We start from the raw sequence: 26,840 nt of genomic DNA, 5'->3' as shown, positions 1-26,840 counted from the left end.
TATCGATTTTTAGTAGTATATGCATAATATTAATTTTGTGAAAAAATTATATTGGTTTATTGCCAAATTAAATATTGTTTGGAGCTAATACACTTAAAAATAGCGTCCTGGGAAAAAGGCAAAATATCCAATAAAAATATCACTGTTAAATCAACTGAACAGCAACGCAAAAATTATGAAGTATAACCAACTTGGCAAGAGTGACTTAAAAGTTTCTGAAATTTGTCTGGGAACTATGACTTATGGACAGCAAAATACCATTGTAGAAGCCCACGAGCAGCTAGATTATTCTATTGCCCAAGGAGTCAACTTTATTGATGCGGCTGAGATGTACCCTGTCCCACCAAGGGGCGAAACTTATGGATTAACTGAAACTTACATTGGGGAATGGTTAAAGCGTCAACAAAGAGATCAACTTATTATAGCTACTAAAATTGCTGGCCCTGGTCGAGGCTTTAAATGGGTACGTGGTGGAGCCAAAGCAATTGACCGTGATAATATCAAACAAGCTGTAGATGATAGTCTAAAAAGATTACAAACGGATTATATTGATCTGTACCAAATCCACTGGCCCGATCGCTACCTGCCACGATTTGGGCAAACGGTATTCGATCCGACTCAGGTGGAAAAAACGGTTCCCATCCCTGAACAGCTAGCAGTTTTTGCCGATGTAATTAAGGCAGGGAAAATTCGCTATATCGGTTTGAGTAACGAAACACCTTGGGGAGTTGCCCAGTTTAGTAACGCTGCTAAACAGTTAGGATTGCCCAAAGTTGTTTCGATTCAAAATGCTTACAACTTGCTGAATCGAGTATTTGATGGAGCCTTAGCAGAAGCAGTTTATCACGAAGAAATTGGGTTACTAGCTTATAGTCCTTTGGCATTTGGCTTCTTGACTGGCAAATACCTAAACGGCAAACCAGAGAAAACAAGAATTACTTTGTTTGAAAATTTTGGTCAGCGCTATCTCAAACCAAAAGTAAGTCAAGCAGTAGCAGCTTATGTGGAAATTGCCAAGCGCTATCAACTGAGTCCAGCGCATCTGGCCCTAGCATTTGTGCGGAGTCGTTGGTTTGTACCTAGCACAATTATTGGTGCTACCACACTGGAACAACTCAAAGAGAATTTAGAAAGCGTCGATGTAGTTCTCGACAAAGACATTTTGGAAGAGTTGGATATAGTTCATGCTCAGTCGCCAAACCCAGCACCATAAACAATTCAAAATTCAAAATTCAAAATTAAAGACAGTTCGCCTCGTTACCAGGCTCCAGCCTGGTAACGCCTCCCTAGAGCCTCTGGCTCTCATTATCAGAGTAGAAGTAGAGATGCGCGATGCACTCTGTCTTAGTTCTTAGATTAAAAACTAGATATTTAGTTAGTAGGTAAATATGACTTTTACAGCAACATCAGTTGACCAAAATACTATTCGTCGTCGGGGTACTGGTTTAAAGGCTTACAATCCCGAAAAAGTATTTAAAGGATACACACTTTTCACACCTCTGACAGGTCAAGGTGAAGTCTACCTTCTGAACCTGGAAGGAGAAGTCATACACCAGTGGAATCTGCCTTATCCACCAGGGTTATACGGTTATCTCTTACCCAATGGCAACCTTTTTTATAACGGTAAGACTCCACCAGAAGAACCACTACGTTTTGCTTTATGGGCTGCGTTCAAAAGTGGCGTTGTTTTAGAAGCAGATCCCAAGGGAAATATTATCTGGGAATATAAGCATCCAGATCATCATCACGATGGGCGCAGGCTAGCCAATGGCAACACAATTCTACTAGCGATTGAAAAGATACCTCAGTCTTTGGTTCCTCGAATCAAAGGCGGTGTACCAGGTACAGAACCCGATGGTGATATTTATGCGGATGTGCTTTATGAGGTGACTCCAGCAGGTGAAATCATTTGGACTTGGTACGCCCACGAACACCTCGATCCAGATATATTTACGATTACACCCCAAGATCATCGACATGAATGGACTCATGGGAATACTGTGGGTGAACTTGCCGATGGCAACATTATAGTGAGCTTTCGTAATATCTCCACAGTTGTCATTGTCGATCGCAAAACTGGAGAAATCATCTGGACGCTAGGCGATGATGTGCTAGCACAGCAGCACTTCCCAAACGAACTAGCTAACGGTAATATCCTGATTTTCGACAATGGCGCACATCGTCGTAACATCGCTCTCAATTTCTCGCGTGTGATTGAAGTTAATCGCCAAACCAAAGAGATAGTTTGGGAATACACCGACAACCCGCCCCAAAATTTCTTCAGTTCATACATATCAGGAGCGCAACGTTTGGCCAATGGCAATACCTTGATTACAGAAGGTGCTTATGGCCGAATATTCGAGGTGACAGTTGCAGGTGAAATAGTTTGGGAATATATCAATCCCCACTTTGGATCTCGGAATATTCCAGGTGAGAAGTCGCCGGTAACTCGTGGAGAGCAAAATACAGTCTTCCGCGCCTTCCGTTATGCACCTGAAGAAGTGCCCTGGCTTTAGGAGAAGGCACAGGGGCACAGAAGCAGGGGAGCAGAGGAGAAATAATTAATCCCCATTCCCTATTCCTTACCCTCACCAACAATCTTGGGTTATTTGAGTATTACTTGAGTTTCAAAGTTTGGTTAGTGTCGAGAATTTTTTACGCTACATTCGCCTCAAAAAGAATTTTGTGACACTAACAATTTAAGATTTGGGATTTTTGGATGAAAATTCAATTCCCAATGCCGATTAACAAGTCCTATTTACCAAGGAACTTAAACATGGCTCAAATTAAAGTATACAGTGCAGTTGTTTGTCCTTATGCTCACCGTACCCGCTTGGTACTCCAAGAGAAAGGCATCGACTTCGATTTGATTGAGATTGATTTGCAAAATAAGCCTGAAGGATTTACCAAAGTTTCCCCCTATGGGAAAGTGCCTGCAATAACTCATAGCGATAACCGAGTTTGGGAGTCAGCAGTAATTAACGAGTATCTCGATGAGGTATTTCCCAATCCACCACTGTTACCCAGCAACCCCATTGATAGAGCACAGGCTCGCATCTGATCGATTTTGCTAACACCAGGTTCGTTCCTGCTTTTTCTACGCTGCTGCGGAGTTCAGACCCCGAAAAACAAGAGGAAGCTAAACAGGAACTATATAAACATCTGGAATTCATTGAAAACGAAGGTTTAGCAAAGCTATCTGGAGAAGGCCCTTACTGGTTTGGTGAATCCATTAGTTTGGTCGATTTCACCTATTTCCCTTGGTTTGAGCGCTGGGCTGCACTCAAGCAGTATCGCGGCTTTGGAATACCAGAGCAATTTACCCGTCTACGCCAGTGGAAACATGCTTTGAAAGAGCGTGAGTCTGTGAAGGCGATCGCTCACTCTAAAGAATTCTACATTGAGCGATATGCTAAATTCGCTGCGCCTACTCTCGCTGCTGTTTAAAGGTAATTAAGAATTACAGCATTTTGCATCTAAATGAAGTACATCTTTACCCCCCTTAATCCCCCCGATGTATTGGGGGGAAATTCTTCCCAATCTAGTTGCCTCCCCAATACATACGGGAGCCACTGCGTTGGGCGGGCAATGCCCGACTTGAAGCAAGTGGCGTGAGGGTTAGGGAGGGGTAAGGATGTACTTCATTAACTTACAATCTACTGTATGTTTCAAGTGGGAATTTAAACCCCACTTGAAACATAAAATTAAACTTTTTAAAATTACGAATTACGAATTACGAATTACGAATTACGAATTACGAATTACGACTTTACCGAAGTGAGCCGCACTTTTAAGATAATGATAAGCTTCTCGTGCTTCAGCGAAGGAGAAAACTCGATCAATAATCGGTTTGATTTGATGCTGTTGCATTGCCTGATTCATCGCCTCAAATATTTCCCGACTGCCAACATAAATGCCTTGAACTGTTAAACTCTTAAAAAGTATTGGCATGGGGTCAATTTCATTTCCTCTACCTGATAATACGCCAATGTAGCTAATACGTCCTCCAATGCGGACAGCTTGTAGTGATTTTGGCAGAGTACCTGCACCGCCTACGTCAACTACATGATCTACACCCGTGCGATTGGTTAATTGATAAACTTGCTTTTCCCAATCTGGTGTTGTTTTGTAGTTGATTGTTTCGTCAGCACCAAGCTGTTTAGCTCGTGCCAATTTCTCATCACTACTGGAAGTAATAATCGCTCTAGCACCATGTATCTTGACAAACTGGAGAGCAAAAATAGAAACGCCCCCAGTACCGAGTAATAAAATACTATCACCTGCGCCAATATTGCCTTTTGTTACCAGTCCATGCCAAGCTGTGACTGCTGCACAAGGTAAAGTTGCACCTTCAATGTAGGATAGGTGATCAGGTAATATCACTAAACCATCTTGGTGTAATAAAATATATTCAGCCAGCATTCCATCGATACCGCCTCCCAAATCGGATTTCATTTTCTCTTTGGTTAAAGAGCCATAAATCCAGTCTTGGAAGAAAATACCAGCGACGCGATCGCCTATTTTCACCCGTGTCACACCTTCCCCTACCGCCACAACTTCTCCCGCACCGTCAGACATGGGAATTAATGGATATTTCTGTCCAGCACCGTAAGCTCCTTCAATAACCAGCAGATCCCGATAATTTAAAGATGTTGCCTTCACTTGAATCAGAACTTGTCCAGCTGCGGGTTTTGGTTCGGGGTGATCGACTAATGCCAGGGCATCAATCCCGGCGTTGCTTTGAATTTCGTAGGCTTTCATCGATGTCCTTGTTCTAGCTACAACTTTGGTATTGTAGCTAGGTTGACACTCCCTGCTCGCTCAGAGACAGGGATTCTTGAATCTATGACAAAACTTGCTCAATGGACGCTACAGAGAATCTATGAACTGCTGTACTTTTTCCAAAAGTGGCTGATATTCGATTTGCTCTGCTAACTCTTGGGCATTTTGGTAGCACGATCGCGCCATTTTTTTGCGTTTCGTGGTGGCGTAAAGGCTTCCCATATTTAGCAAAGTTGAAATTTCTCCGAGATTATCGCCCAGTTCTTGATAAATCACAATGGCTTGTTTGTAGAACTTCATTGCTTGGCGATGCTCTGCCAGGGTGCTGTAGGTAAAACCAATGTTGTGAAGGGTTGTTGCTTCACCAGAGCGATCGCTAATTGCTCGACGTGTCAAAAGAACTTGATTGTAGAGCAATAGTGCTTCTTTAGGTTTTCCTAAATCATGATAGACAGAAGCAATATTGTTCAAGGTCGTTGCTTGTGCAAACAAATTCTTAACAGCTCGTTGAATTGGCAGTGCTGCTTGAAAAAATTCTAGCGCTTGCTCAAACTTGCCTAAGACATTGTAAGCAAATCCAATGCCATTGAGCGTTGTTGCTTCACCAGAAAAGTCACCTAACAATCGCCGCATCCTCAAAATTTGGTGTTGTAGCAACAGTGCCCGTTTCGGTTCTCCTAAGCGGGTATAAATTAGGGCTATATCATTAAGAGTAGAAACTTCATTTTGGGTATCTTGCGATCGCCTAAAGATTGGCAGTGCTTTGTCAAAATATTTCAACGCTTGCGAAAAGCGTCCAAGATGGCTGTAAGTAGAACCCAGATTGCTAAGTGCAGTTGCCTCTGCTGGCGTGTTGCCAATTTCAATAGCAACCGAAAGCGCCTGATGAAAGAGCTCTAATGCTTTTTGAGGTTGCCTGCAACTGAGGTGAGCTAAACCGAGGTCGTTTAATGTATAACCTTCTCTGGCTCGGTCTGGAATTGCTCTAGCCAAGTGTAAATTTTTGGTTGCAAGATCGAGAGACTCTTGAAATTTCCCCCGTTGGTAGTAGCGGTTTGCTTCGTCACGACGTTGTTCCCATTCTTTGACTTGATTTAAAGGTTGCGTCATCTGACCTCAGTTGCATTCTGCGATAAGTAGGTAGGACATCTCTTGGGAATGAACCCCTCTTAGGTTTCCCAAATTTTAACCTTAATCATCTATCTTTAGATATAAGACGTAAACAGATAAGTATGCTGGTGTTTCATACTTACAGGAATATCAATAAAGTAATTAATACAAATAAGCTAGTACCGCAAGGCAGAAGTCAAAAGTTAAAAGAATTGTATTCCAAGCTCTTGCGCCATTTGAAGTGGTATGTTTATTTCCTGCCTTAGTCGCAATCGTGCAGTTTCTATCTCAGGCATAATGACCCCAATTCAAATTTGCAAAATGTAAAGAGAATCATCCGAACGCCATTCTGAACGAGCCAGAGCATAATACACTACATCTAAGTTGTAAAATTGAGCATTTTTCTCGTATTTCAAGCCGCATTTCTCCATCACACGACATGAAGCTGTATGTTGTGGTGCAGTGATGGCGACAATGCGATCTAACTTGACTTCCTCAAAGCCGTACCTTAAACTTGCTTTTGCGGCTTCGCTGGCAATTCCTTGATTCCAATAAGCTTCCTCTAACCGATAAAGAACTTCGACTTCCGGGCTATTGGGTAAAAAATTCAGCCCACAATGACCAATTAATTTCGCGCTGGCTTTTTCCACTACAGCCCATACACCAAAACCGTGCTGTTGCCAGTGTGTAAAAAAAAATTGTAATATTTCCTGCGTTACTTCTTTTACTTGATCTTTAGGTATAGGCCCTCTGGGTGAATACCTCATAACTGCTGGGTTGCTCAAAATAGGAGCAAGTTCATCCAGGTCTTGAGGTGTATAGGGTCTTAGTAGTAGTCTTGCAGTTTCTATCTCAGGCATGGTATCAGAGCAGGAAGATAAACGCTACTTTAAACAAGCGTGTTTTTTTCCAAACATTAATATAATGCTCTTACTATGAGCATCTACCAATCTCTCAAAAAATCTTATACACCAGATCGTCGGCGTGAAAATGATTGGCGGTTATTTTTGCGTTTGGTGCCTTATGCCCGTCGTAACGGGCGGCTACTGGCGCTGTCGATGTGCCTACTTGTACCGATCGCACTAGCTAATGCCTTACAACCTTTCTTGATTGGCCAAGTAATCTCTCTGATTCGTAACGAACCAAGCACTTACGAATTTTTCAGGAATCGTCCCTTCTCGCAAGGGCTAAATATCCTAGAGGGATTACTGGTAATTGCGATCGCCATCCAATTGATATTGACAGGTTTCCAAGGTTATATAGTCCAAAAGCTAGGGCAACAAATTACCGCAGCAATTCGCCAAAACTTATTTCAGCATGTAACATCTCTAGCAGTGCGCTTTTTTGACCGCACACCCGTAGGTAAATTAATTACCAGAATCACCAGCGATGTGGAAGTGTTAGGCGATGTCTTTTCTACTGGGGCAGTTGGCATTATATCTGATTTGTTTTTAATGCTGGTGACTTTGGGTTTAATGTTTTCCATCCAGTGGCAACTTTCTTGCTTGCTGCTATTGATGCTGTTACCAACTAGCTGGGTAATTGTTTACATTCAAAAACAGTACCGCAAAGCCAATTACAAAGGGCGAGAAGAACTTTCGATCCTGAATTCACAGCTACAAGAAAATGTGCTTGGTATTAACGTCGTGCAGTTGTTCCGTAGAGAAAAATTTAATGCCGAATTGTTTCGTGCTACGAACAGCAACTACACTCAGCAAATGGATAAAACCATCTTTTATGATTCATTTGTTTCAGCAACCTTAGAATGGATTGGACTGATTGCGATCGCAGGTGTTTTGTGCGTGGGTGGTTGGTTGCTGTTGGAAAAAAACTTGACTTTTGGGACTTTATCTACATTTGTATTGTATGCCCAGCGATTATTTGACCCTTTAAGGGCTTTTGCCGAGAAATTTACAGTAATTCAAGCTGGTTTCACTGCCATTGAACGCGTAGGCGATATATTAGATGAACCGATAGAAATTCGCGATCGCGCCAATGTCCGCTTCTCAATATTTGATGCAAAATTTGGCTATATCGACGAAATCCTGGCAAATCTAGAATCCCCAGACCTCACTTCTCCCCCAGAACTGGGAGAGATTCGTTTTGATCACGTCTGGTTTGCTTACAAAAATGATGATTACGTAATTAAAGATTTAGATTTCACCATTCATCCTGGTGAAAAAATTGCATTAGTTGGCCCTACCGGTGCAGGTAAAACTTCGATTATCCGTCTTTTGTGCCGCCTCTACGAACCCACTCAAGGACGCATTCTCATCGATGGCATAGACATTCGGGAAGTACCACAAGCAGAACTGCGGCGTTACATGGCAGTAATTTTACAAGAAGGCTTTTTGTTTGCTGGCGATGTTAAAAGCAACATTTCTTTAGGAGATGGCTACACCATTGAACAGATTCAACAAGCAGCAGAGCAAACCAATGTTGCCCAGTTTATAGAAGAATTACCCCAAGGTTATGATACTCAACTTCGAGAACGGGGCACAAATATTTCTAGTGGTCAAAAGCAACTTTTAGCCTTTGCGCGGGCTGCCATTCGCAATCCGCAAATTTTGGTACTAGATGAGGCTACCGCTAGTTTGGATGTTGGTACAGAAGCTTCAGTTCAAGAGGCATTAAACCAGCTTTTGCTTAGACGTACCGCCATTATTATTGCTCACCGCTTGTCTACAATTCGCAATGTAGACCGGATTTTTGTTCTCAAGCGTGGCGAATTAATCGAACAGGGAAATCACGAACAACTACTGCAACAAGGAGGGCTTTATGCCACTTTACATAACTTGCAGATGTTGGGAAGTTAGGGGAGGCTAAGTACAGTTTTGCGTAAAAGCGTAGCGTTTTTAATGCAAACCGATGCATTATAGCAGTTCTCGTTTGGATGCAATACTCTTTGACCTCACTTCCATTCCTCTCTTTTTCTAGGAGAGAGGCTTTGAATCTTACTCCCCTTCCCTATAAGGGAAGGGGCTGTTCTTGTTAGGTCTGTATTGCACTCAACCTAGAAGCGCTATAACAATGCAAGCCGATGCATTAACAATGCGGGATATTGCATTAACAATGCAAGCCGATGCATTAACAATGTGGGATATTGCATTAACAATGCAAGCCGATGCATTAACAATGTGGGATATTGCCAAATTTAATTCGCTACAAATTAATGAAATGCTGTACTAAGTAATTGAACTACACTACTCCCCAATCCCCAATCCCCCTCTCACTCTCTAAATACCTAAAAATTGCTGTAATTACAGAAATGACTGAAAAATTTTGCGGAATATGTCACACAGTTTGTGTTGACAATAAAGAAAAGCCTTGTTGTGACGTAGCTAATGAAACTGGATTTACAAAAGTTTTATCAGGCTTGCAACCCTAGCAAGACCTTGGCTGTCGAAAATGCTGAGGATCGAAAGTACTATATTGATTTTTCCTCAGTGCGCGGTGGCAGGATTATTGAGGAGTTAAAAGAGAATATCACATTTTTCTCACCTGAAGGGACTACCTGCGAATTATTTACAGGACACATAGGCTGCGGCAAATCTACAGAATTGCTCAGGCTGAAAGCAGAATTAGAGCAATCAGACTTTCATGTAGTATATTTTGAATCCAGTCAAGACCTAGAAATGGGTGATGTTGATATCAGTGATATTTTATTAAGCGTAGCTCGCCGAGTTAGTGAAAGTCTCAATGGCTTAGAAAAACTGGAAATTCCTGAACCCCAAGGTCTGAAAAAAATCCTTCAAGGAGCCGCTAAACTGTTGATGACAGAAGTTGAAGTTTCTGCCGAAGCATCAATTCCTGGAATTGGTAAAGTTTCTGCGAGTACTGAAGGTAAGTTTGCCGTCGAAGCAAAAATTCCAGGTATTGGAGAACTGAAAGCAAATGAGAAAGAAGGAGTATCAGTGGTGGCACTAGGCATTGGCAAAATTACAGCCAAAGCCAAAAATAGCCCTGAACTTCGCAACAAGTTAAGAGAATATTTAGGGCCGCGCACAAAAGGCATTATAGATGTAATTAACGAGGAATTACTCGAACCTGCCATTATTAAACTGAAGCAACACGGCAAAAAAGGACTAGTAGTAATTGTCGATAATCTCGATCGCGTTGAGACTGCTAACAAGTCTTGGGGACGACCTCAGCCGGAATATTTATTTGTAGATCGGGGAGAACAATTAACTCAACTCAAGTGCCACGTGGTTTACACCATGCCTTTAGAGTTGATGTTTTCTAACGATTTGAGCAGGTTAACACAGCGATTTATGGTTTATCCAAAAGTGTTACCGATGGTGCCAGTGCAATTACGCGATGGCAGTGAATGCGCTGAAGGTATGGCACTATTGGCACAGATGATTCTAGCAAGAGCTTATCCTGATAATCAACCACAGGAGCGCCTCGGCTGGATTACAGAGATTTTTGATACTCCAGAAACATTAGAAAGACTCTGCCGCATTAGTGGCGGTCATGTCCGCGAATTACTCAGACTGCTCAACGATTGGATCAAAAAGGAAAGAAAACTGCCTTTATCGCGTGCGGGGTTAGAAACTGTAATTAGAGCCTACTGCAATCAAATGACCTTAGCAATCACAGATGATGAGTGGAATTTGTTGCGCCAAGTACAACAGCGGAAATGGGTAAGCGGCGATGATGGATACCGAATTTTGGTACACAGTCGGTTCGTCTATGAGTACCGAGACACTCAGGGGTCTTGGTTTGAAATTAATCCGATTTTGGCAGAAGCACCAGGGTTGCAGCTTTAAGTTAAGAGTTAGAAGTAGAGACGCGATTAATCGCGTCTCTACAGGAGTTATTATTCTTTGCCTGCTCCCACTCCCCCCACGCGAGGTCTAGTCATGAGTCATCCACAGCCACTCGCAATCAACAACGAAAATTCTTTACAAGAATTAATATGGGCGATCGCTACTTCTCAAGAAGAATTTTCCCTGATTTTGGCACTCTGTAATGGAGCTAGTTTGCGAAGGCGTTTGGTGCAAAGTCTGCAAGCATCGAGCGATTTGAAAATTCGGGAGATAGTTTTGGATAAATCGATTAAAACATTTTTCCAGACTATCCAAAATTTACTCGGTTCTGAGCATCCCCAGGCGCTGGTAGTATCTGGTTTAGAATCAGTCAGCAAGCTAGAACAAGTGCTGAGTGGTGCAAATCAGGTCAGGGAGGAGTTTAGAAAAAATTTTCACTTCCCGTTGGTGTTGTGGGTAACGGATGAGGTGCTGCACAAACTCATGCGATTAGCACCAGATTTACACAGTTGGAGTACTATCGTTGAATTTGCGATCGCCACTGATGATTTAATTGATTTTATCCAGCAAACTGCTGATGAAGTCTTTGAAAAAGTTTTAGCCGCTGGTGCAGGCAGATATCTCGATAGTACGGCGCTGAATTTACAAGTTGGCTCTCCACGCCGAGTTGAGTTGGAGTCAGCATGGCATGATTTACAAAATCGTCGTTTGAGTTTGAATCCAGAACTGGAAGCGAGTTTAGAATTTATGCTAGGTCGGGCGAATTCTAATTCACTGGAATTGTCAGGGCAATATTACGAGCGTAGTTTAACACTTTTTGTCAACAATTCTCCATCACCCCGCTTCCTAGAACGACGCGGCTGTTTACTCTACTCTCTAGGACTTTGGTGGCGTACCTATGCAGTGTTACATCACCCCGAACGCGATCGTGCTCATAGTCTTGCCAAAGATTATTTTCAGGAATGTATTCAGGTATTTGAGCAAGCTAATCGCCAAGATTTGGTAGCAAAATTTATCAACGCTTTGGGTTCTGTACTGCAAGATTTGCAACAGTGGGAAGAGTTGGAGGCTGTTGCTAACAAAGCAATTGCGTTGCATCAAACCTATCCTAATCAGTTTAAACTAGCCAGAGCTTATAGCTTTCTGGCTGAGGTGCTAATTGCTAAATCCGCTTGGAATGAGGCAAAGCAAACAGCCGAACAAGCGCTTTCTCTGCTGGATAGCGTGCAAATAGATACATCTGCGCCAGTCTCAGAGGAGATGAAAGCAGATTTAGATTGGGAAAGGTCGTATCATCAGGGTTGGTATTTGTTTGCGTTAGCGCGATCGCAATCTGCACTCAATCAACCAGAAGCAGCACTACAAACCTTAGAAACTGCCAGAACAGAAACCAAAGCACAATACGATCCAGAACTTTACATTCAGATTTTGGCAGAGTTACGAGCAAACTACTTTAAAAAAGGTGAATATCGAACTGCATTTCATTTTAAACAAGAACAGCGATCGCTTGAACAGCAATATGGTTTCCGTGCTTTCATTGGTGCAGGTAGGTTACAAGCACAACAAACAGTAAATAACCCGGCTTTAGCATCCGTTGAACAACAAGAAACAGTAGCCACAGAAATCGCTGCTTCTGGAAGACAGCAAGATATTAATCGCCTGATTGAGCGCATGGGTCAACATGACCGCAAACTAACAATTATTCATGGGCAATCAGGTGTTGGTAAAAGTTCAATTTTACAGGCTGGATTAATCCCGGCATTGAAACAGAGATCCATTGGTGTTCGTGATGTTTTGCCTGTTTTACAGCAAGTTTATCCAGATTGGATTATAGAATTAGGCAATCGTTTACGAGATGCTATTTCTGATTTACCACGCATTCCTTATGAAGGCAGAAGCTATGAATACTCTCCTCCTTTAAGAGAAGACACAGCAGGGGAAAAGTCTATTCTCAACCAATTAGAAAAGCATGATGATTATAACCTGCTGACAGTTTTAATCTTCGATCAATTTGAAGAATTTTTCTTCATTTATAATGATCCAAGCAATAGACGAAAATTTTACGAATTTTTACGTGACTGCTTAGATATCCCTTATATAAAGGTTATCTTGTCTTTACGCGAAGATTATCTACATTATTTATTAGAATGTAATAATCGGCTGGCAAACTTTGATGTTATTAATAATAATATTTTAGATAAAGATATTCTTTACCATTTGGATAACTTTTCATTAGAAGACGCTAAATTAATTATTCAAAATTTAACTCAAAAAAGCCAGGTAGTTTTAGAACCATCATTAATTGATGAATTGGTGAAGGATTTAGCTAGAGATTTAGGCGAGGTACGCCCCATTGAATTGCAAGTAGTAGGAGCACAATTACAAACAGAAAAAATAACGAAGTTAGAACAATATCAGCAACATGGCCCTAAAGAAAACTTTGTTGGGCGATTTTTAGAAGAAATTGTCAAAGACTGCGGTTCTGATAATGAACAGATAGCCAAACTAGTTTTATATTTGCTCACAGATGAAAATAATACCCGCCCTTTAAAAACTCGTGCTGATTTAGAATTAGAGTTAGATGTAAAAACTGAAAAACTCGACTTAGTTTTAGAAATCTTAGTGAAATCAGGGTTAGTGCTAAGGGTGCCAGCATCACCTGCTGACCGCTATCAACTAGTACATGATTATTTAGTGCCATTTGTGCGCCAGCAACAATCAGCTAGATTAATTGCTGAGTTGGAAAAAGAGAGAGAACAACGAAAGCTAACAGAAGCAAAGCTGAATGAAGTTCTGCAACAACAACTTTTAGAGACACGTAGAGGCTTAGTCTGGAAAGTAGCATTGGGTGTAGTTACTGGTGGATTAGCGATATTCTTACCACTTTTGTGGATAAATCAAAACAATGTCCAACTTTTATCATTGAATAATGAAGCAAAAGGGCTGCTAAAATCGAACCAAGATTTAGAAGCATTGGTAAAAAGTTTAAAAGCCAGCAGACGATTGCAACAGTGGTGGTCAGTTGGGGTCAAGTCCCAAACCCAAATGCAAGTAGTTACTACACTACAAGATATAGTCTATACCATAAAACAACGTAATACTTTAGAAGGTTATAACGATACTGTCACCTGCGTGAATTTTAGCCCTGACGGTGAAAAAGTAGTTTCTGGAAGTGCAGATGGGACAGTAAAACTGTGGAGTCGAAATGGCAAAGAAATTAAAACTTTCAAGGCACATGATAAAAAAATTACTAGTATCAGCTTCAGCCCTGATAGTCAAAAGTTGGTTTCAGGCAGTGAAGATAAAACTATAAAACTCTGGAGTCTAGAAGGCAAAGAAATCCAAAAATTTGCAGGGCATACAGAAGAGGTTACTAGCGTTAGCTTTAGTCCAGATGGTCAGAAACTAGTTTCTGGGAGTAAAGATTGGATGATCAAAATGTGGAGTTTAGATGGTATAAAAATTAAAAAATTTGATAGGCATCAGGGTAGTATTACCAGTGTTAATTTCAGTGCGGATGGCAAGCAAATTGTTTCTGCAAGTGAGGACAAAACCATAAAAATTTGGAGTTTGAATGGTAAAGATATTAAAACAATTAATAATGATAAAAAACTCACTAACGTTAATTTTGCTCCCAATTCTCAGGCTCTTATTTCATTAAGCGGTGATTATCCGGCGATGATTAAACTGTGGCGACGTGATGGCACTTTAGTGGCTATCAACGATATAAGAATTACACAAGAGGAAATTGTTTATCCAAGATTGATTAATTTGAGTCCTAATGGTCAGATTCTAGGTTTGACTTTTGAGAGCAAAAACTTTGTAGAGGTACAACCTTGGAAGATAGAAAACTCGTGGGATACAGATAATATATTAAAGCTTGAAGGGCATAAAAATAATATTACTGGCATGAGTTTCAGTTCTGACAGCAAATTACTCGCCTCCGCCAGTGAGGACAAAACCGTGAAACTTTGGAGTGCAGAAAGCGGGGATTGGAAAACCTTTGATGATGGTACAGCTGTAAAAGTTAATTTTAGTCCAGACGGAAAGCTAGTTACCTCTATTAATCAAAACTCTCAAGTGCAACTTAGGCAGCGTAACGGCACTCAGAAAATAACCTTACCCGGCAGTAATTCCGCAGTCAGTTTCAGCACTAATAGTCAAATTTTAGCGTCTGCTAGTCAGGACAGTAGAGTGCAACTGTGGCCGCGTGATGGTACTTCTGGCAGAACTCTCCCAGGTGAGATTGTTAACGGGAGTTTTAGTCCTGATGGGCAAAAAATTGCTCTAGTTAGAAATGATAACACAGTACAAGTATGGACAAGTGATGGTAAAGCGATCGCAACTTTTAAAGGTCACAAAGATACTATCAATGAAATCAGTTTCAGTGCAGATGGACAGACCCTTGCAACATCCAGTAAAGATAAAACTATCAAAATCTGGCGATGGAATGGCAGCTTAATCACAACCATTAAAGATGAATATCAAAGTAAAAGTATAAGTTTGAGTCAAAATGGCAAAAATTTAGCTATTTTGAGCGCTGATAACACAGTTAAATTCCTCCGACAAGACGGGAAAATAACAAGAACTATTAGGTCTGATAAACTTATGTCGGTTACTTTTAGCCCTAATAGTGAGATAGTAGCTATTCAAAAAGGAGATTATGATGAAAATCAGGGAGTAGAACTATGGCAGATTGATGGTACTTTGCTAACAACCTTGAAAAAACAGAACAAAACAGACTACATGAATGTCGAAGGTTTTACCTCTGATAGTCAAATAATAGTCACCAAAGACTATCAAAATAATAAAGTGACTCTCTGGAAGCAGGATGGCTCTGTACTTTCAACTGTTGATAAACAAGTAAATAGTTTCAGTCCTGATTACCAAACTCTAGTTACTTTCGAGGGGAATAATAGGCTAAAACTTTTGCGGCGCGATGGCAAATCAATCAGCACTATTGAACTTAAAACGGAAAGGTTCAGTCCAGATCGCTATAATTGGTATCCAAAAATCAGTTTTAGCCCAGATGGTCAAATCTTAGCCATACAAACCAATGAGCGCACTTTAGAAATCTGGCGGACTGACGGTACTTTCCTCAAAATCTTCCGTAGTCTAAGTAATCCAGAGGTTGAGCGATTTAGCGGTTTTTCCATTGAACAGCATATTAGTTTTAGCTCAGATAGTCAAACCATAGCTATCCGCACGGGTGAGAATGCCGTACAATTCTGGAAACTTGATGACAAGGCAAGTACAAAATTATCCTTGCTAAATACTATCAAAGGCAAAGGCAATTGGGTTGGACAGGTAAAATATGTCTCTAACAACCAGACAATAGCAATTGTTGGAGGTAATGACACAGTAAAACTTTGGCAGCTTCCTCGTGAACCAAACAAAGAAGCACAATTGTTAAAGACTTTGTTAGGTCATAGTAATGAAGTCACGAGTGTGAGTATTAGCCCTAATGGTCAGTTAATTGCCTCAGCCAGTAAGGATAAAACTGTAAAACTTTGGCAGCATGATGGCAAGCTACTTAATACTTTCAAAGGGCATACCAAACAGGTTAACGATGTTAGCTTTAGCCGAGATGGTAAGCTGATTGCCTCAGTTAGTGATGATAAAACTGTTCTACTCTGGCGACCTGATGGTGAGATAATTAAGACCTTTAATGAACACGGTAATGCAGTCACGAGTGTGAGTTTCAGTCCCAACGGGGAAATTATAGCCTCTGCTAGTGAAGACAACACTGTAAAACTCTGGAGTGTGAATGGTAAAGAGTCCAAAAGTTTGACAACTTTAACCAGCGACGAGCCTGTTACTAGTGTCAGTTTCAACCCCGATGGCAAGATAATAGCCTCAGCTAGCGCTCAAAAAGTGAAACTCTGGAGTCTGGATGGCAGTTTGTTAACAACTTTTGAGCGCTTTGGCAGTCAGAATGTAAGTTTTAGTCCAGATGGTAAGAGTATTGCAAGCGGTGGTGATAGAGCTTCAGTTTGGAATTTTGACCTCAATGAACTTCTCAAACGCGGTTGTGAGGAGGCTCATGATTATCTGAAGAATAACCCAAAAACAAAGAGCGATCGCTATCTCTGTGACGACATCTACAAAAAAAAGTGAAAGCTCAAGGTGTCTTATTTTGAGTTAAATAAAACACCTTTAAATTAATTTAAAATTGATTGACCTACCACTTTTGGCGCATCAACCCGCAAACTCATCTGCTCACAGCGCACAGTTAACCAAGGTTGACCCAAACCTACTCCAGAAAAAGGACTTTCGGCGGGGATTTCTAACTTAGAACTAATCAAACCCAACACAGACTCAAATTCAGCAGGGAATATCAGCAAATCAGCACCCTTAGTGCTGAAACTAGAGGCACTTAACCACTGTCTCCATGCCAAGCTTTGTTGATTATACTTAAGACTACACAATTTCCGCTTTTCTTGATGCACAGTAACATACTTTCCTTGTTCCCAGGTAAACTTAGCTAGTTCCTTTGGTAGTCCCCAAATTTCTCGACCACCAGCCACCGAATCAGCATTATCTACATAAATGTGAGAAATCCAAGCGCCGATTTTCCTCTGGTAATTAATCAAAGCTGGGACAACAATTAACTCACTATACTCCAGTACTGAGCCTGACCCGTAATTAGAGAGATACACGCTAGCTAGGGTTTTACCAGGCCATACAGAAATAATTTCTAACTCTAAGGGAATCAAAGGGCGCACTTGGTCAATATTTACCAAATGTAGAGTTTGGATAGCATAACCTTGAAGTGTCCAAGGTGCTTGTGGATATGGCATAAGAGATTAACCGGACTTTATATAACTCCTAATTCCTAACCCCTAACTCCTTAAAAAAAATCCCCACTCAGGCATTTGCCTGAGTGGGTAATTATAAGGTCGAACAAAACAATCTTCCCAAAAGGAGTAGAGAAATTATTTGCTCTCTGTAAAATCAGCGTCAATCACATCGTCGCCGTTACTAGAACTAGAGGAACTGCTACTATCTTGAGGTTCACCACCAGATGTAGCACCGGCACCAGCACCGGCACTAGCACTAGCACCAGCTTGTTGATAGATGTTGCTACCAACAGCGAATAACGCTTGTTGTAATTCTGGGGTGAGCTTCTTAATTTGCTCATCGTCTTCTTTAGCAACTGCTTCCCGCAGTTCTTTTACTAAACCTTCGACTTTAGTCTTGTCAGCATCAGGAACTTTATCGCCCAACTCTTGTAACTGCTTTTCAGCTTGGTATGCCAAAGAATCGGCTTGGTTCTTGCGTTCAATCTTCTCACGTCGTTCTTTGTCAGATGAAGCGTTCTGTTCAGCTTCTCTTACCATCCGGTCAACGTCATTTTTATCCAGGGTAGAAGCGCCAGTTATGCTGATGGACTGTTCTTTACCAGTACCTTTGTCCTTAGCGGTGACGTTAAGAATACCGTTAGCGTCAATGTCGAACACCACTTCAATTTGAGGGACGCCACGTGGTGCAGGAGGAATACCATCGAGGCGGAAGGTTCCCAAGCTCTTGTTATCGTTAGAGAATTCGCGTTCGCCTTGGAGGACGTGAATTTCCACGTTGGTTTGTCCATCCACAGCAGTGGAGAAGACTTCCGATTTTTTGGTGGGAATTGTGGTGTTGCGGGGAATAATTTTAGTCATCACGCCGCCCAATGTTTCCACACCCAAAGATAGAGGTGTCACGTCTAACAGCAAGATGCCAGTTACATCACCAGCCAGTACTCCGGCTTGAATGGCTGCACCAACTGCTACGACTTCATCAGGGTTAACGCTTTGGTTGGGGTCTTTACCCAATACCTGCTTCACAATCTGTTGGACTGCGGGAATGCGGGTAGAACCACCAACTAACACCACTTCATCAATATCACCTTTGTTTAACTTGGCATCCCGGAGGGCGTTTTCCACAGGAATACGACAACGGTCGATTAAGTCAGAGCAAAGTTCTTCAAACTGGGCGCGAGTCAGCGTTGTATCCAGGTGCTTGGGCCCATCCTGGGTTGCAGTGATAAATGGTAGGTTGATTTCTGCTTGGGTAACGCTAGAAAGCTCAATTTTGGCTTTTTCTCCAGCTTCCGTCAGACGTTGTAAGGCTTGTTTGTCTTTCCGCAGGTCAATACCTTCAGCTTTCTTGAACTTCTCAGCTAAGAAGTCAACTATTTTTTTATCGAAGTCATCACCACCAAGGTGGGTATCACCAGATGTGGCTAGTACTTCAAAAACTCCGTCTCCTACTTCCAGCACGGATACGTCAAAGGTACCACCACCAAGGTCAAATACTAGGATGGTTTCGTTACTCTTCTTGTCAAATCCATAAGCCAAAGAAGCGGCTGTCGGCTCGTTGATAATCCGTAGAACTTCAATCCCGGCAATTTTACCAGCGTCTTTTGTCGCTTGCCGTTGCGAGTCGTTGAAGTATGCCGGAACGGTGATTACAGCTTGGGTTACAGTTTCACCCAGGTATTTGCTGGCATCTTCAACTAGTTTGCGAAGAACTTTTGCAGAAATTTCTTCAGGAGCAAACGGTTTACCAGCTATCGGACAATCTAATTTGACATTGCCATTGCTGCTGAGAACTTTGTAAGAAACTTCCGTAGCTTCGTTACCCACTTCATCGTAGCGGCGACCGATAAAGCGTTTGACTGAGTAAAACGTATTTTCGGGGTTCATCACCGCCTGGCGTTTGGCGATTTGGCCAACCAAGTTGTCGCCATTTTTCGCAAATGCGACTACTGATGGCGTTGTCCGAAAACCTTCAGCATTAGCAATTACTGTAGGTTTACCACCTTCCATCACTGCCACGCAGGAGTTCGTTGTTCCTAAGTCAATTCCAACTACTTTTGCCATTTTAGGTGCTGGCTCCGTATAACTACAAATGAATGAATGAGAATATAAAGCACTAAATTTTGAACCAACAGGGTCAAGAAATCAGCCAGTTCAGCATGAATACCTTTGATTTGGTTTTCCTGAAGTTGAAACTCCAGACTATGCTGAATATATATACTGAAGCTTAGTGGTAGCCAGTCCATGAAGGGTGGTTTCCCGAACCTTGCTTGGGACGGTTAAACTAACTAAATTGTGTTTTTAGTTTGTTCATGGATTAATTTGTCTTCACTCTGTCTAATGTAGAAGAATTAATACTTTCAGTAATTAGGGTGAACCGTAACGTATGAGTGGTGTTTGCCGTCTTTAAAGGTAATAAACTATGGAAACACTGAGAATGGAAGGAGATTAAAAGGCGCGTAGGCGTAGCCTGCACTTCTCTACGAGACGCTCTTGCTAGCTTGCTTCCACGTTCGCGCAGCGTGCCGTAGGCAAGTGGTACGACTTGGCTCAGTGACCACCGCAGGCATCGCTTCCGTAATTCCGTATAATCGGCAATATTTACTAGTTTTCATGGCTGTGATTTTGCTGCCATCATGAATCCACAGTGTGGATGAGACAATCACTGCTGCTATTATTTAGTATTTTGTATTTCCCACTACATGCCTTAACACAATTCTTTTCTTTCCCTCCACGGATAAATCCGCTTGCTCTGTACCGTTGTGTAGGAAAATAATAGACGTGAACAAGGATAAAATGTTGGGTTTCGTTCCTCAACCCAACCTACATATATTATAAGTATTTAACCGGACACGATATTAAACCCTTTGATTTCTGATAAAACAATACAGTTCAGTTAAGTATTTCTTTCTTCTCTTCCTTGTCTTTCTTCGCGTCCTTCTCTACGAGACGCTGCGCGATTGCGGTTCATAAAAAAAGAATTAAGCCTTAACCCAAGCGTATTGGGTTATAAGATTTTGACATACTCCTCGGCGTAAACGCACGATAATTCTAATTCATGGTTCACAGAAATCCGCTTGCTATTAAACTCTGAGTTAATGAAAATAACTAACGGAGAAATCAGGGCTTGGAAAACCATCAAAATGACCTTTTCCACATACCGTGAAAAGTCAAGTCCGCGTATCCCTTACAATACAAGCAAGCTAGCAAGAGTGTCTCGTAGAGAGCGTCTGGGGTTTCCCAAGTGGAGCATCTGGCGTCGTCTTTGCTTCAATCCCACGCTTTTAAACGTGGGTTACTCCTGTCTCCTGCCTCCTGAATATTAATGCGAGGAGAAAAGAGTTTCCCAGTCGATTCCAGGTGGTCTTTCTCCCTGGTTGACGATTTCAAAAATTTTCCTAGAACTACTTAGGTGAAAAAGGCATTCCACACAAGCGCTTGCTACGTCAATCCGGCTGGCATCGCCTGAAAGTGTATCTCCTGTACCAAGTACCACACCGTATTTGCCTCCTGTTTTTGCCTTCAGGAGAGTGTTAAGGTCGTATGAAGTGTAAGGGCCGTCAATGAGGCGTCCTGGGCGGATAATAGTGTAGGGTAATCCTGAATTAATGATGGACTCCTCTCCCTTTTGTTTGGCATCCAACACCCCAAAACCATTAAGAATACTAAAAGGAAAGTGATTTTTACGGAGAATTCCACAAGAAGAGACGAAAACGAATCGCTTCAAATTCTGGGGTGCTGCTGCTACTAGATTGCTGACACCTTGAGCATCAATCTTTGCCGGACTATTCTTTGCTTTAGCTTCACTAGATTTGGGATTAAGGAAAATGATTCCCCATTCAATCAAGTTCGGGGGTTGGTCAAACTCCCATCGCGCAGAGGGAAAGGCAGTAGTTCCAGTACAATTTATGATGTGGGTAACACCTGGCATTGCAGCTGGCAGTGTAGCTGGCTGGCGGATATCGCCAACGGCAATTTCCACTCTTTGGTTAAACATCTCTTCAGCTTTTGCGGCATTGCGTGTTAAGACACGAACTTTCAAGCCCTTCTCCAGCAACTTGCCTACCACAAGTTGCCCTACTCCACCAGTGGCACCAGCAACTAGTACCAAATCTTCAACTGAAGTTTCAAAAGAAGTCATAAAGTGCCTCTGAGATAGTCTAGTGTTAATCGTGCCAATGTTTTTCAGCCCCTAAGTGCGACGCCGAATAGCCCGTCGTAGACATCGCAGTTAGAGAGGAATTGCCCCTGAATTGTTCGGTTCTACGACTGTCACCAGTATACAAATAGCTATAACCTCTTAGATAGTAGTGAAATGTCTAACCTAGACGCTGTTAGTCGCTCTTGAATTAAGGGGTGAAAGCCTGTGTACCAATGGATATTGCCAAGCCTGAGCGAAATCTTGGCTGAAAATCAATCAAGAAGTGTGGCAGAATGTTCACCTGCTAAAGCAGAGCAGCAGTGGCGTATCAGCCTCGCAGCGACAGAACATTTGCTATTAAATACTTTAGCAGACCCTTCAGTTGACACAACCCAAGGATTAGTTTTAACCGCACCAGCACCCTTATTTAGTCAACCAAAATTGACTCAAAGTTTACAAACAGTAACTTTTACAGCAAAACCATTTAACCCTTTGGCGCTGATGCCATTTCAGATGCCAGGTACGATACCTGCGGCAGACTACGCCAACGCATCTGTAAATGAAGACATTGCTCCCCATGATTCGGTACTTCCTTTACTACCTGCCGATCCTCTAGGTGCAGAACAGTTTTGCTTAGTTTTTACAGATAAATTTAGATTAGTGCTGGTTTTAGCAACCCACAAAAATGGTAAAAAAACCTTTTCATTTTCTTTTGAGCCAGAGATAGTGCAGCAGGCTTGGCGATCGCTAGGGGCACGGGTAATGCTGGCTAATCCAGAATTTTTTGCCCGCTTGGACGCATTAGTAGAACAGTATTCTCCGGTAGCACCAGACTACCGGATGATGATTCACTTTAGTCAGTTATTGCTTCAGGAATTAACAGAACCAGAAGAGACTAAAGACTCTTTACTAGGGACTGGGGACGAAGTAGGGGAGCAGGGGAGCAGAGGAGTAGGGGAGCAGGGAAGAAGAGTTTTCCCCAATTCTCAATGCCCAATGCCTAATGCCCATTACTCCTTATCCTCAGAGGGGGCCCCACCTTCCCCAAATCCTGATGTAGAATTGCTCCAAGCCTTCGCTCACGAAGTCCGCACACCTTTAACAACTATTCGCACCATGACTCGTCTGCTGTTGAAGCGGCGAGACTTAGATGCTAGCGCGATCAATCGCTTAAAAATTATCGATCACGAGTGTACCGAGCAAATTGACCGTATGGAATTGCTGTTTAAGGCCGCAGAACTAGAAACTACTGCCTCAGCAAAATCGTCAAAAACTCAACTCACGCCGATGTCTTTAGATCAAGTGTTGCAGCAGAGCATTCCCCGTTGGGAACAAGCAGCGCATCGGCGGAACTTAACTTTAAATGTTGTTTTACCCCAGCAACTACCGACAGTGGTAAGTAATCCCACCATGCTGGATCAGGTTCTTACTGGTTTGATGGAAAATTTTACTCGCAGCTTACCTGCTGGCAGCCATATTCAAGTACAAGTTATCCCCGCTGGAGATCAACTCAAGTTACAATTATCGCCGCAATTGAGGTGCAAAGATTCAAATAAAGCCACCATACCTGCAACGCCACCAATTCGCAAAGCTCTAGGTCAACTGCTGATGTTCCAACCAGAAACAGGTACGATTAGTTTGAATATCGCTGCAACCAAACATTTGTTTCAGGCGATCGGTGGCAAACTAATTGTGCGCCAGCGTCCACACTATGGGGAAGTGATGACGATTTTCCTGCCTTTAGAAGTTAGTAATAAACAGAAACCGACAGTCAAGAATTAGAGATATAGCAATCCTAAATGAAATTTTGAAAATTTTTGTTATGGTCGTCCTTGGTCATTTGTCCTTTGTCATTTGTGACTACAACGGACAAATGACTAATGACTAATGACATGAAACAAAGTACTTTTCCACGCATCTAACAAAGATTTCCACACCCATTGCCAAGGCGGTTTCGTCAAAATCAAACCGGGGATGATGATGGGGATATGCTAAGTCTTTCGCGGGGTTAGCAGAACCTAGAAAGAAATAACAACCAGGAACCTCTTCTAAGAAAAATGACATATCTTCAGCAGCCATAGTTTGGCATTCTGGCACAATCCCCACAGGAGTTTCTACAACTTCTTCTGCTACAGATCGCACTAGTTCTGCTATTTTTATATCATTAATTACTGGGGGATAAAGTGACCAATATTCTAAATCATAATTTGCACCATGACTTTGACAAATTCCAGCAATAATTTGCTCGACACGCTGGTTAAAAAAGCCTTTCAAACTAGGATTAAAATACCTGACAGTGGCACTCATTCTCGCTGTATCAGCAATCACATTACGTTTTGTTCCAGCGTGAAGTTCTCCCACTGTCACTACTGCTGAATCAATGGGATTAACATTCCGAGCGACAATGGTTTGCAAAGCATTGATGATTTGCGCAGCAACAACAACGGAATCAACAGTTTGATGAGGTAGTGCGCCATGTCCACCTTTGCCCAAAATTGTGCAGTTAAAGCACTCTACAGCTGCCATCAACGCCCCAGCACGCACACCCACTGTTCCTAAAGGCAAATTATTCCACAAGTGCAAACCAATAATCGCGTCAACATCTGGATTTTTCAGAACTCCAGCTTCAATCATCGGCTTTGCGCCTCCTGGTGATTCTTCCGCTGGCTGAAAGATAATTTTCACGATACCGGAGAAGTCTTGACGATGCTGCTGGAGATAATAAGCTGTACCTAAAGCGATCGCTGTATGTCCATCATGCCCACAAGCGTGCATCACTCCATCATGCTGCGATTTATACGGCACTTCGTTGAGTTCTTGGATTGGCAAAGCATCCATATCCGCGCGAATCGCTAAAACTTGGGGAGTCGTGATTCGGGAGTCGGAAGTGGGAAGTTTGTCGCCTTTGATGGTGGCAACAATGCCAGTGTGGGCAATGCCAGTTTGATGCTCAATTCCCCATTCTTGCAGCTTTTGTGATACAAACTCAGCAGTCAGTTTTTCTTGAAAACCCAACTCTGGTTGTTGATGCAATCGCCGCCGCCACTCTACTAACTGCGGTTGCAATGAGCGGATCGAAAGTCGAATGCGAGATTGATCAACAAAAGAGGGATTGGGAAAGGTGGAAACCATTATGAAGACAAACTAGTTTAATTACAGCTAATACCAATTTGAAAAAGAATGCAACACTTAACAATTCACGCATTCACGCATTCACGCATTCAAACATTTTAGACATTTTCAGACGAACGCGAGTGCGTCTCTAAGAGTTGAGAAGTGCCTTCTCCCAAAGGGAGACGCCAAGGGCGATGCGCGGGTTAAGAGCGTTGTGGCAACTTCGGGGGATTTAAACCCCGACTGAAACTGACCGGAGGCGGAGTGGCTCAGACTCCGCGCTACGTGTATGGTTGGGGTCTTAAACCCCTTGATTTACGATAACCAACATATAGATAAGACCCCTCCCCAACCTTTCTCAAGGCATCGGGGAAATTACACGTCAGCGTATCATGTTGCAAACATTTTTTGAATTGGTATAACTTAGATTATTTTCCTAGTTTAACGTGACTTGGATAGAGTCTTCAGTAACGAGGTACTCAGCACTGAGTGCGGTCAAAGAGCCTCTAGTTAATAGCTGTTAATTTTCTCTCTAGGTCAAATAAAAATCCGTGGATATACTCCTCAGTCCATTCCGCGCCATAGAAGCGTTTAAACATCCCTCGCGCTGGGTCTTTTTCAGCCCGATATCGCAGGTATCGCAGTTGGGCTTGCTCAATGGCTACTAATTTTTGGGAATCTGTTATGGGTTCTGCCTGCTCCACGAAATCTAGATAAGCTTTCAAATAGTCTTTGAAAGCGGCAAACACCTGAGTTTCTACGAGAGCCGTTTCTTGGGGACGAGTCCACAGAAAAGCCGGAGAGAAAAATGGCTGTGCTTCTTCGGGAAAATCTCCTCCCCAAGACAGATGTTGTTGGTGGGCGTGGAAAATCGGCAGAATTGGTTCAGTATATTTTGCCTGATATGCTAGATCGTCCCGAAATAGGGGCTGCATATCCAAAGCAATTAGATGTCCTCCTGGCAATGTCACCAAATCTGCCCCAAAAAAGGGCAAATCGTAGTTGAGGCGCGGAAAAATCACAAAATTCAGCACTTGCAGCGAATTGCCACCCTGTACGTGAGCTGCACGAATTTGGCGCAATTTTGCAGTTTGAAAGGCATAACTGGTAGTGACAACCTCTTCTTGATTCTTCCCCTTGCCCACAACAGCACTCTTGGACTCAAACCCAGTGGGGATAGGATAGGGCTGTAAATCCAAGCGCGATCGCATATAGGCGATCGCATAATCGAGAAATGGCTGATAGAGTGTCACGTCGCTTCGCTCCGAATTCAAAATTCACGCATTCAAAATTCAAAATTAATAATCCCCAATACTTCGGCTTCTCTACGAGACGCACTCGCGTTCGCTCAGTATAAGTGCCCAATGATGGTTATCTTTTGCTCCCACTAACTGCTAGGGGAACAGCATCTTCAAATAAGAATTCATGGAGAAAGCGCTCTGCCCATTCATGACCAAAGTAACTGCTAAACAAACCAGATGCTGGATCGCGGTCTGCACTATATTGGTCATAGTCTTTTTGGGCTTTGACAATCCGCTGGATATCTTCAGGGTCTTGGAGTGGTTTGGCATCTGCTAACATTTGCCAATACAAGTTTAAATAATCCTGAAAAGCTTCAAAGACTCGCGTTGCCACTGTTTCCGGGTCGGTTTTGGCAAACAATAGGTACTTAGAAAAATATTGGTTGGCATCGTAAAACTTCATTTCTAAGTTTTGCGCCAAATCCGGGTATTTATCATGAAGAGATTTTAGCGGAACTATATATTTTTTTTGATAATCCTCATCCTGAAATAAAGGCTGGAAATCAAGCACAATCAGGTTTTTGACTTTCCCAAAGGATAAAAAATCAATCCCTAACAGAGGTAAATCGTAGTAATGACTGGGATAAATCACGCTGTTAAATATTTGAGCGCTTTCCCCAGCATCAATGTAGGTATAGCGAATTTTCCGCAACTCTTGACATTGGTGACACCAACTGCAAATAGTTGCTGGGTTTCTGCCGCGATCGCTAACTTTGAATTCCAAATCAGGGGGAATGACCCTACTTTGTAAATCAAACCGCTGAAATAGCTCTTTTTCTAAAAATTCCAGGAAAGGCTTATACATGGAGCATGATTTATTAAC

General features: G+C 42.3%; 16 protein-coding genes and 1 pseudogene. 8 read left to right on the top strand and 9 right to left on the bottom strand.

What is annotated here, in order from left to right:
* Window positions 1-175: 175 nt before the first annotated feature.
* From HWQ58_RS27025 to HWQ58_RS27015, 3 genes and pseudogenes are all read left to right on the top strand, one after another.
* Window positions 176-1,213 carry an NADP(H)-dependent aldo-keto reductase gene (locus HWQ58_RS27025; protein ID WP_292869743.1) on the top strand — a complete coding sequence of 346 codons (1,038 nt, stop codon included), beginning with the start codon at window positions 176-178 and terminating at the stop codon, window positions 1,211-1,213.
* 175 nt (window positions 1,214-1,388) lie between these two features.
* Entirely contained in the window at window positions 1,389-2,516 is a 1,128-nt protein-coding gene (locus HWQ58_RS27020) for an aryl-sulfate sulfotransferase (protein WP_292869741.1), read from the top strand.
* 260 nt (window positions 2,517-2,776) lie between these two features.
* A pseudogene (locus HWQ58_RS27015) lies at window positions 2,777-3,447 on the top strand (glutathione S-transferase family protein).
* Between the two features lie 300 nt (window positions 3,448-3,747).
* Here HWQ58_RS27015 and HWQ58_RS27010 read toward each other — a convergent pair.
* The 3 genes from HWQ58_RS27010 to HWQ58_RS27000 form a co-directional block, all read right to left on the bottom strand.
* Window positions 3,748-4,761, bottom strand: a complete 1,014-nt coding sequence (locus HWQ58_RS27010) for an NAD(P)-dependent alcohol dehydrogenase (protein ID WP_292869738.1) — start codon at window positions 4,759-4,761, stop codon at window positions 3,748-3,750.
* A gap of 108 nt (window positions 4,762-4,869) precedes the next feature.
* Complete coding sequence (locus HWQ58_RS27005) at window positions 4,870-5,892, bottom strand: tetratricopeptide repeat protein (RefSeq protein WP_292869735.1); 1,023 nt, start codon at window positions 5,890-5,892, stop codon at window positions 4,870-4,872.
* Window positions 5,893-6,200: 308 nt separating this feature from the next.
* Window positions 6,201-6,752 carry a GNAT family N-acetyltransferase gene (locus HWQ58_RS27000; RefSeq protein WP_292869732.1) on the bottom strand — a complete coding sequence of 184 codons (552 nt, stop codon included), beginning with the start codon at window positions 6,750-6,752 and terminating at the stop codon, window positions 6,201-6,203.
* A gap of 75 nt (window positions 6,753-6,827) precedes the next feature.
* Here HWQ58_RS27000 and HWQ58_RS26995 point away from each other — a divergent pair, with 75 nt between their 5' ends.
* The 4 genes from HWQ58_RS26995 (at window position 6,828) to HWQ58_RS26980 (ending at window position 16,778) form a co-directional block, all read left to right on the top strand.
* Window positions 6,828-8,708 (top strand): ABC transporter ATP-binding protein, encoded by a 1,881-nt coding sequence (locus HWQ58_RS26995; RefSeq protein WP_292869729.1) that lies wholly within the window; start codon window positions 6,828-6,830, stop codon window positions 8,706-8,708.
* Window positions 8,709-8,922: 214 nt separating this feature from the next.
* A complete protein-coding gene (locus HWQ58_RS26990) occupies window positions 8,923-9,081 on the top strand; it encodes a hypothetical protein (RefSeq protein WP_292869726.1) in 159 nt (52 codons plus the stop codon).
* 155 nt (window positions 9,082-9,236) lie between these two features.
* A complete protein-coding gene (locus tag HWQ58_RS26985; RefSeq protein ID WP_292869723.1) occupies window positions 9,237-10,661 on the top strand; it encodes an ATP-binding protein in 1,425 nt (474 codons plus the stop codon).
* Between the two features lie 93 nt (window positions 10,662-10,754).
* Window positions 10,755-16,778, top strand: coding sequence for a hypothetical protein (locus HWQ58_RS26980; protein ID WP_292869720.1), 6,024 nt, complete (start codon window positions 10,755-10,757; stop codon window positions 16,776-16,778).
* 44 nt (window positions 16,779-16,822) lie between these two features.
* Here the strand turns inward: HWQ58_RS26980 and HWQ58_RS26975 are convergent, their stop codons facing one another.
* The 3 genes from HWQ58_RS26975 to HWQ58_RS26965 form a co-directional block, all read right to left on the bottom strand.
* On the bottom strand, window positions 16,823-17,461 hold the full coding sequence (locus HWQ58_RS26975; RefSeq protein ID WP_292869717.1) for an acetoacetate decarboxylase family protein: 639 nt from the start codon (window positions 17,459-17,461) through the stop codon (window positions 16,823-16,825).
* Window positions 17,462-17,596: 135 nt separating this feature from the next.
* Window positions 17,597-19,525 carry a molecular chaperone DnaK gene (gene dnaK, locus HWQ58_RS26970; protein ID WP_292869714.1) on the bottom strand — a complete coding sequence of 643 codons (1,929 nt, stop codon included), beginning with the start codon at window positions 19,523-19,525 and terminating at the stop codon, window positions 17,597-17,599.
* 1,258 nt (window positions 19,526-20,783) lie between these two features.
* A complete protein-coding gene (locus HWQ58_RS26965) occupies window positions 20,784-21,602 on the bottom strand; it encodes an SDR family oxidoreductase (protein ID WP_292869711.1) in 819 nt (272 codons plus the stop codon).
* Between the two features lie 225 nt (window positions 21,603-21,827).
* Here HWQ58_RS26965 and HWQ58_RS26960 point away from each other — a divergent pair, with 225 nt between their 5' ends.
* Complete coding sequence (locus HWQ58_RS26960; protein ID WP_292869708.1) at window positions 21,828-23,384, top strand: HAMP domain-containing sensor histidine kinase; 1,557 nt, start codon at window positions 21,828-21,830, stop codon at window positions 23,382-23,384.
* Between the two features lie 102 nt (window positions 23,385-23,486).
* Here the strand turns inward: HWQ58_RS26960 and HWQ58_RS26955 are convergent, their stop codons facing one another.
* The 3 genes from HWQ58_RS26955 to HWQ58_RS26945 form a co-directional block, all read right to left on the bottom strand.
* A complete protein-coding gene (locus HWQ58_RS26955) occupies window positions 23,487-24,734 on the bottom strand; it encodes a M20 family metallopeptidase (protein WP_292869705.1) in 1,248 nt (415 codons plus the stop codon).
* Window positions 24,735-25,222: 488 nt separating this feature from the next.
* On the bottom strand, window positions 25,223-25,969 hold the full coding sequence (locus HWQ58_RS26950) for a phycoerythrobilin:ferredoxin oxidoreductase (RefSeq protein ID WP_292869702.1): 747 nt from the start codon (window positions 25,967-25,969) through the stop codon (window positions 25,223-25,225).
* A gap of 118 nt (window positions 25,970-26,087) precedes the next feature.
* A complete protein-coding gene (locus HWQ58_RS26945; RefSeq protein WP_292869699.1) occupies window positions 26,088-26,822 on the bottom strand; it encodes a 15,16-dihydrobiliverdin:ferredoxin oxidoreductase in 735 nt (244 codons plus the stop codon).
* Between the last annotated feature and the right edge of the window lie 18 nt (window positions 26,823-26,840).

Origin of the sequence: Nostoc sp. LPT (assembly GCF_017115165.1) — a bacterium.
Taxonomy (GTDB): domain Bacteria; phylum Cyanobacteriota; class Cyanobacteriia; order Cyanobacteriales; family Nostocaceae; genus Nostoc.
The sequence above is the reverse complement of the archived record's forward strand: the minus strand, read 5'-3'. Positions and strand labels throughout refer to the sequence as shown.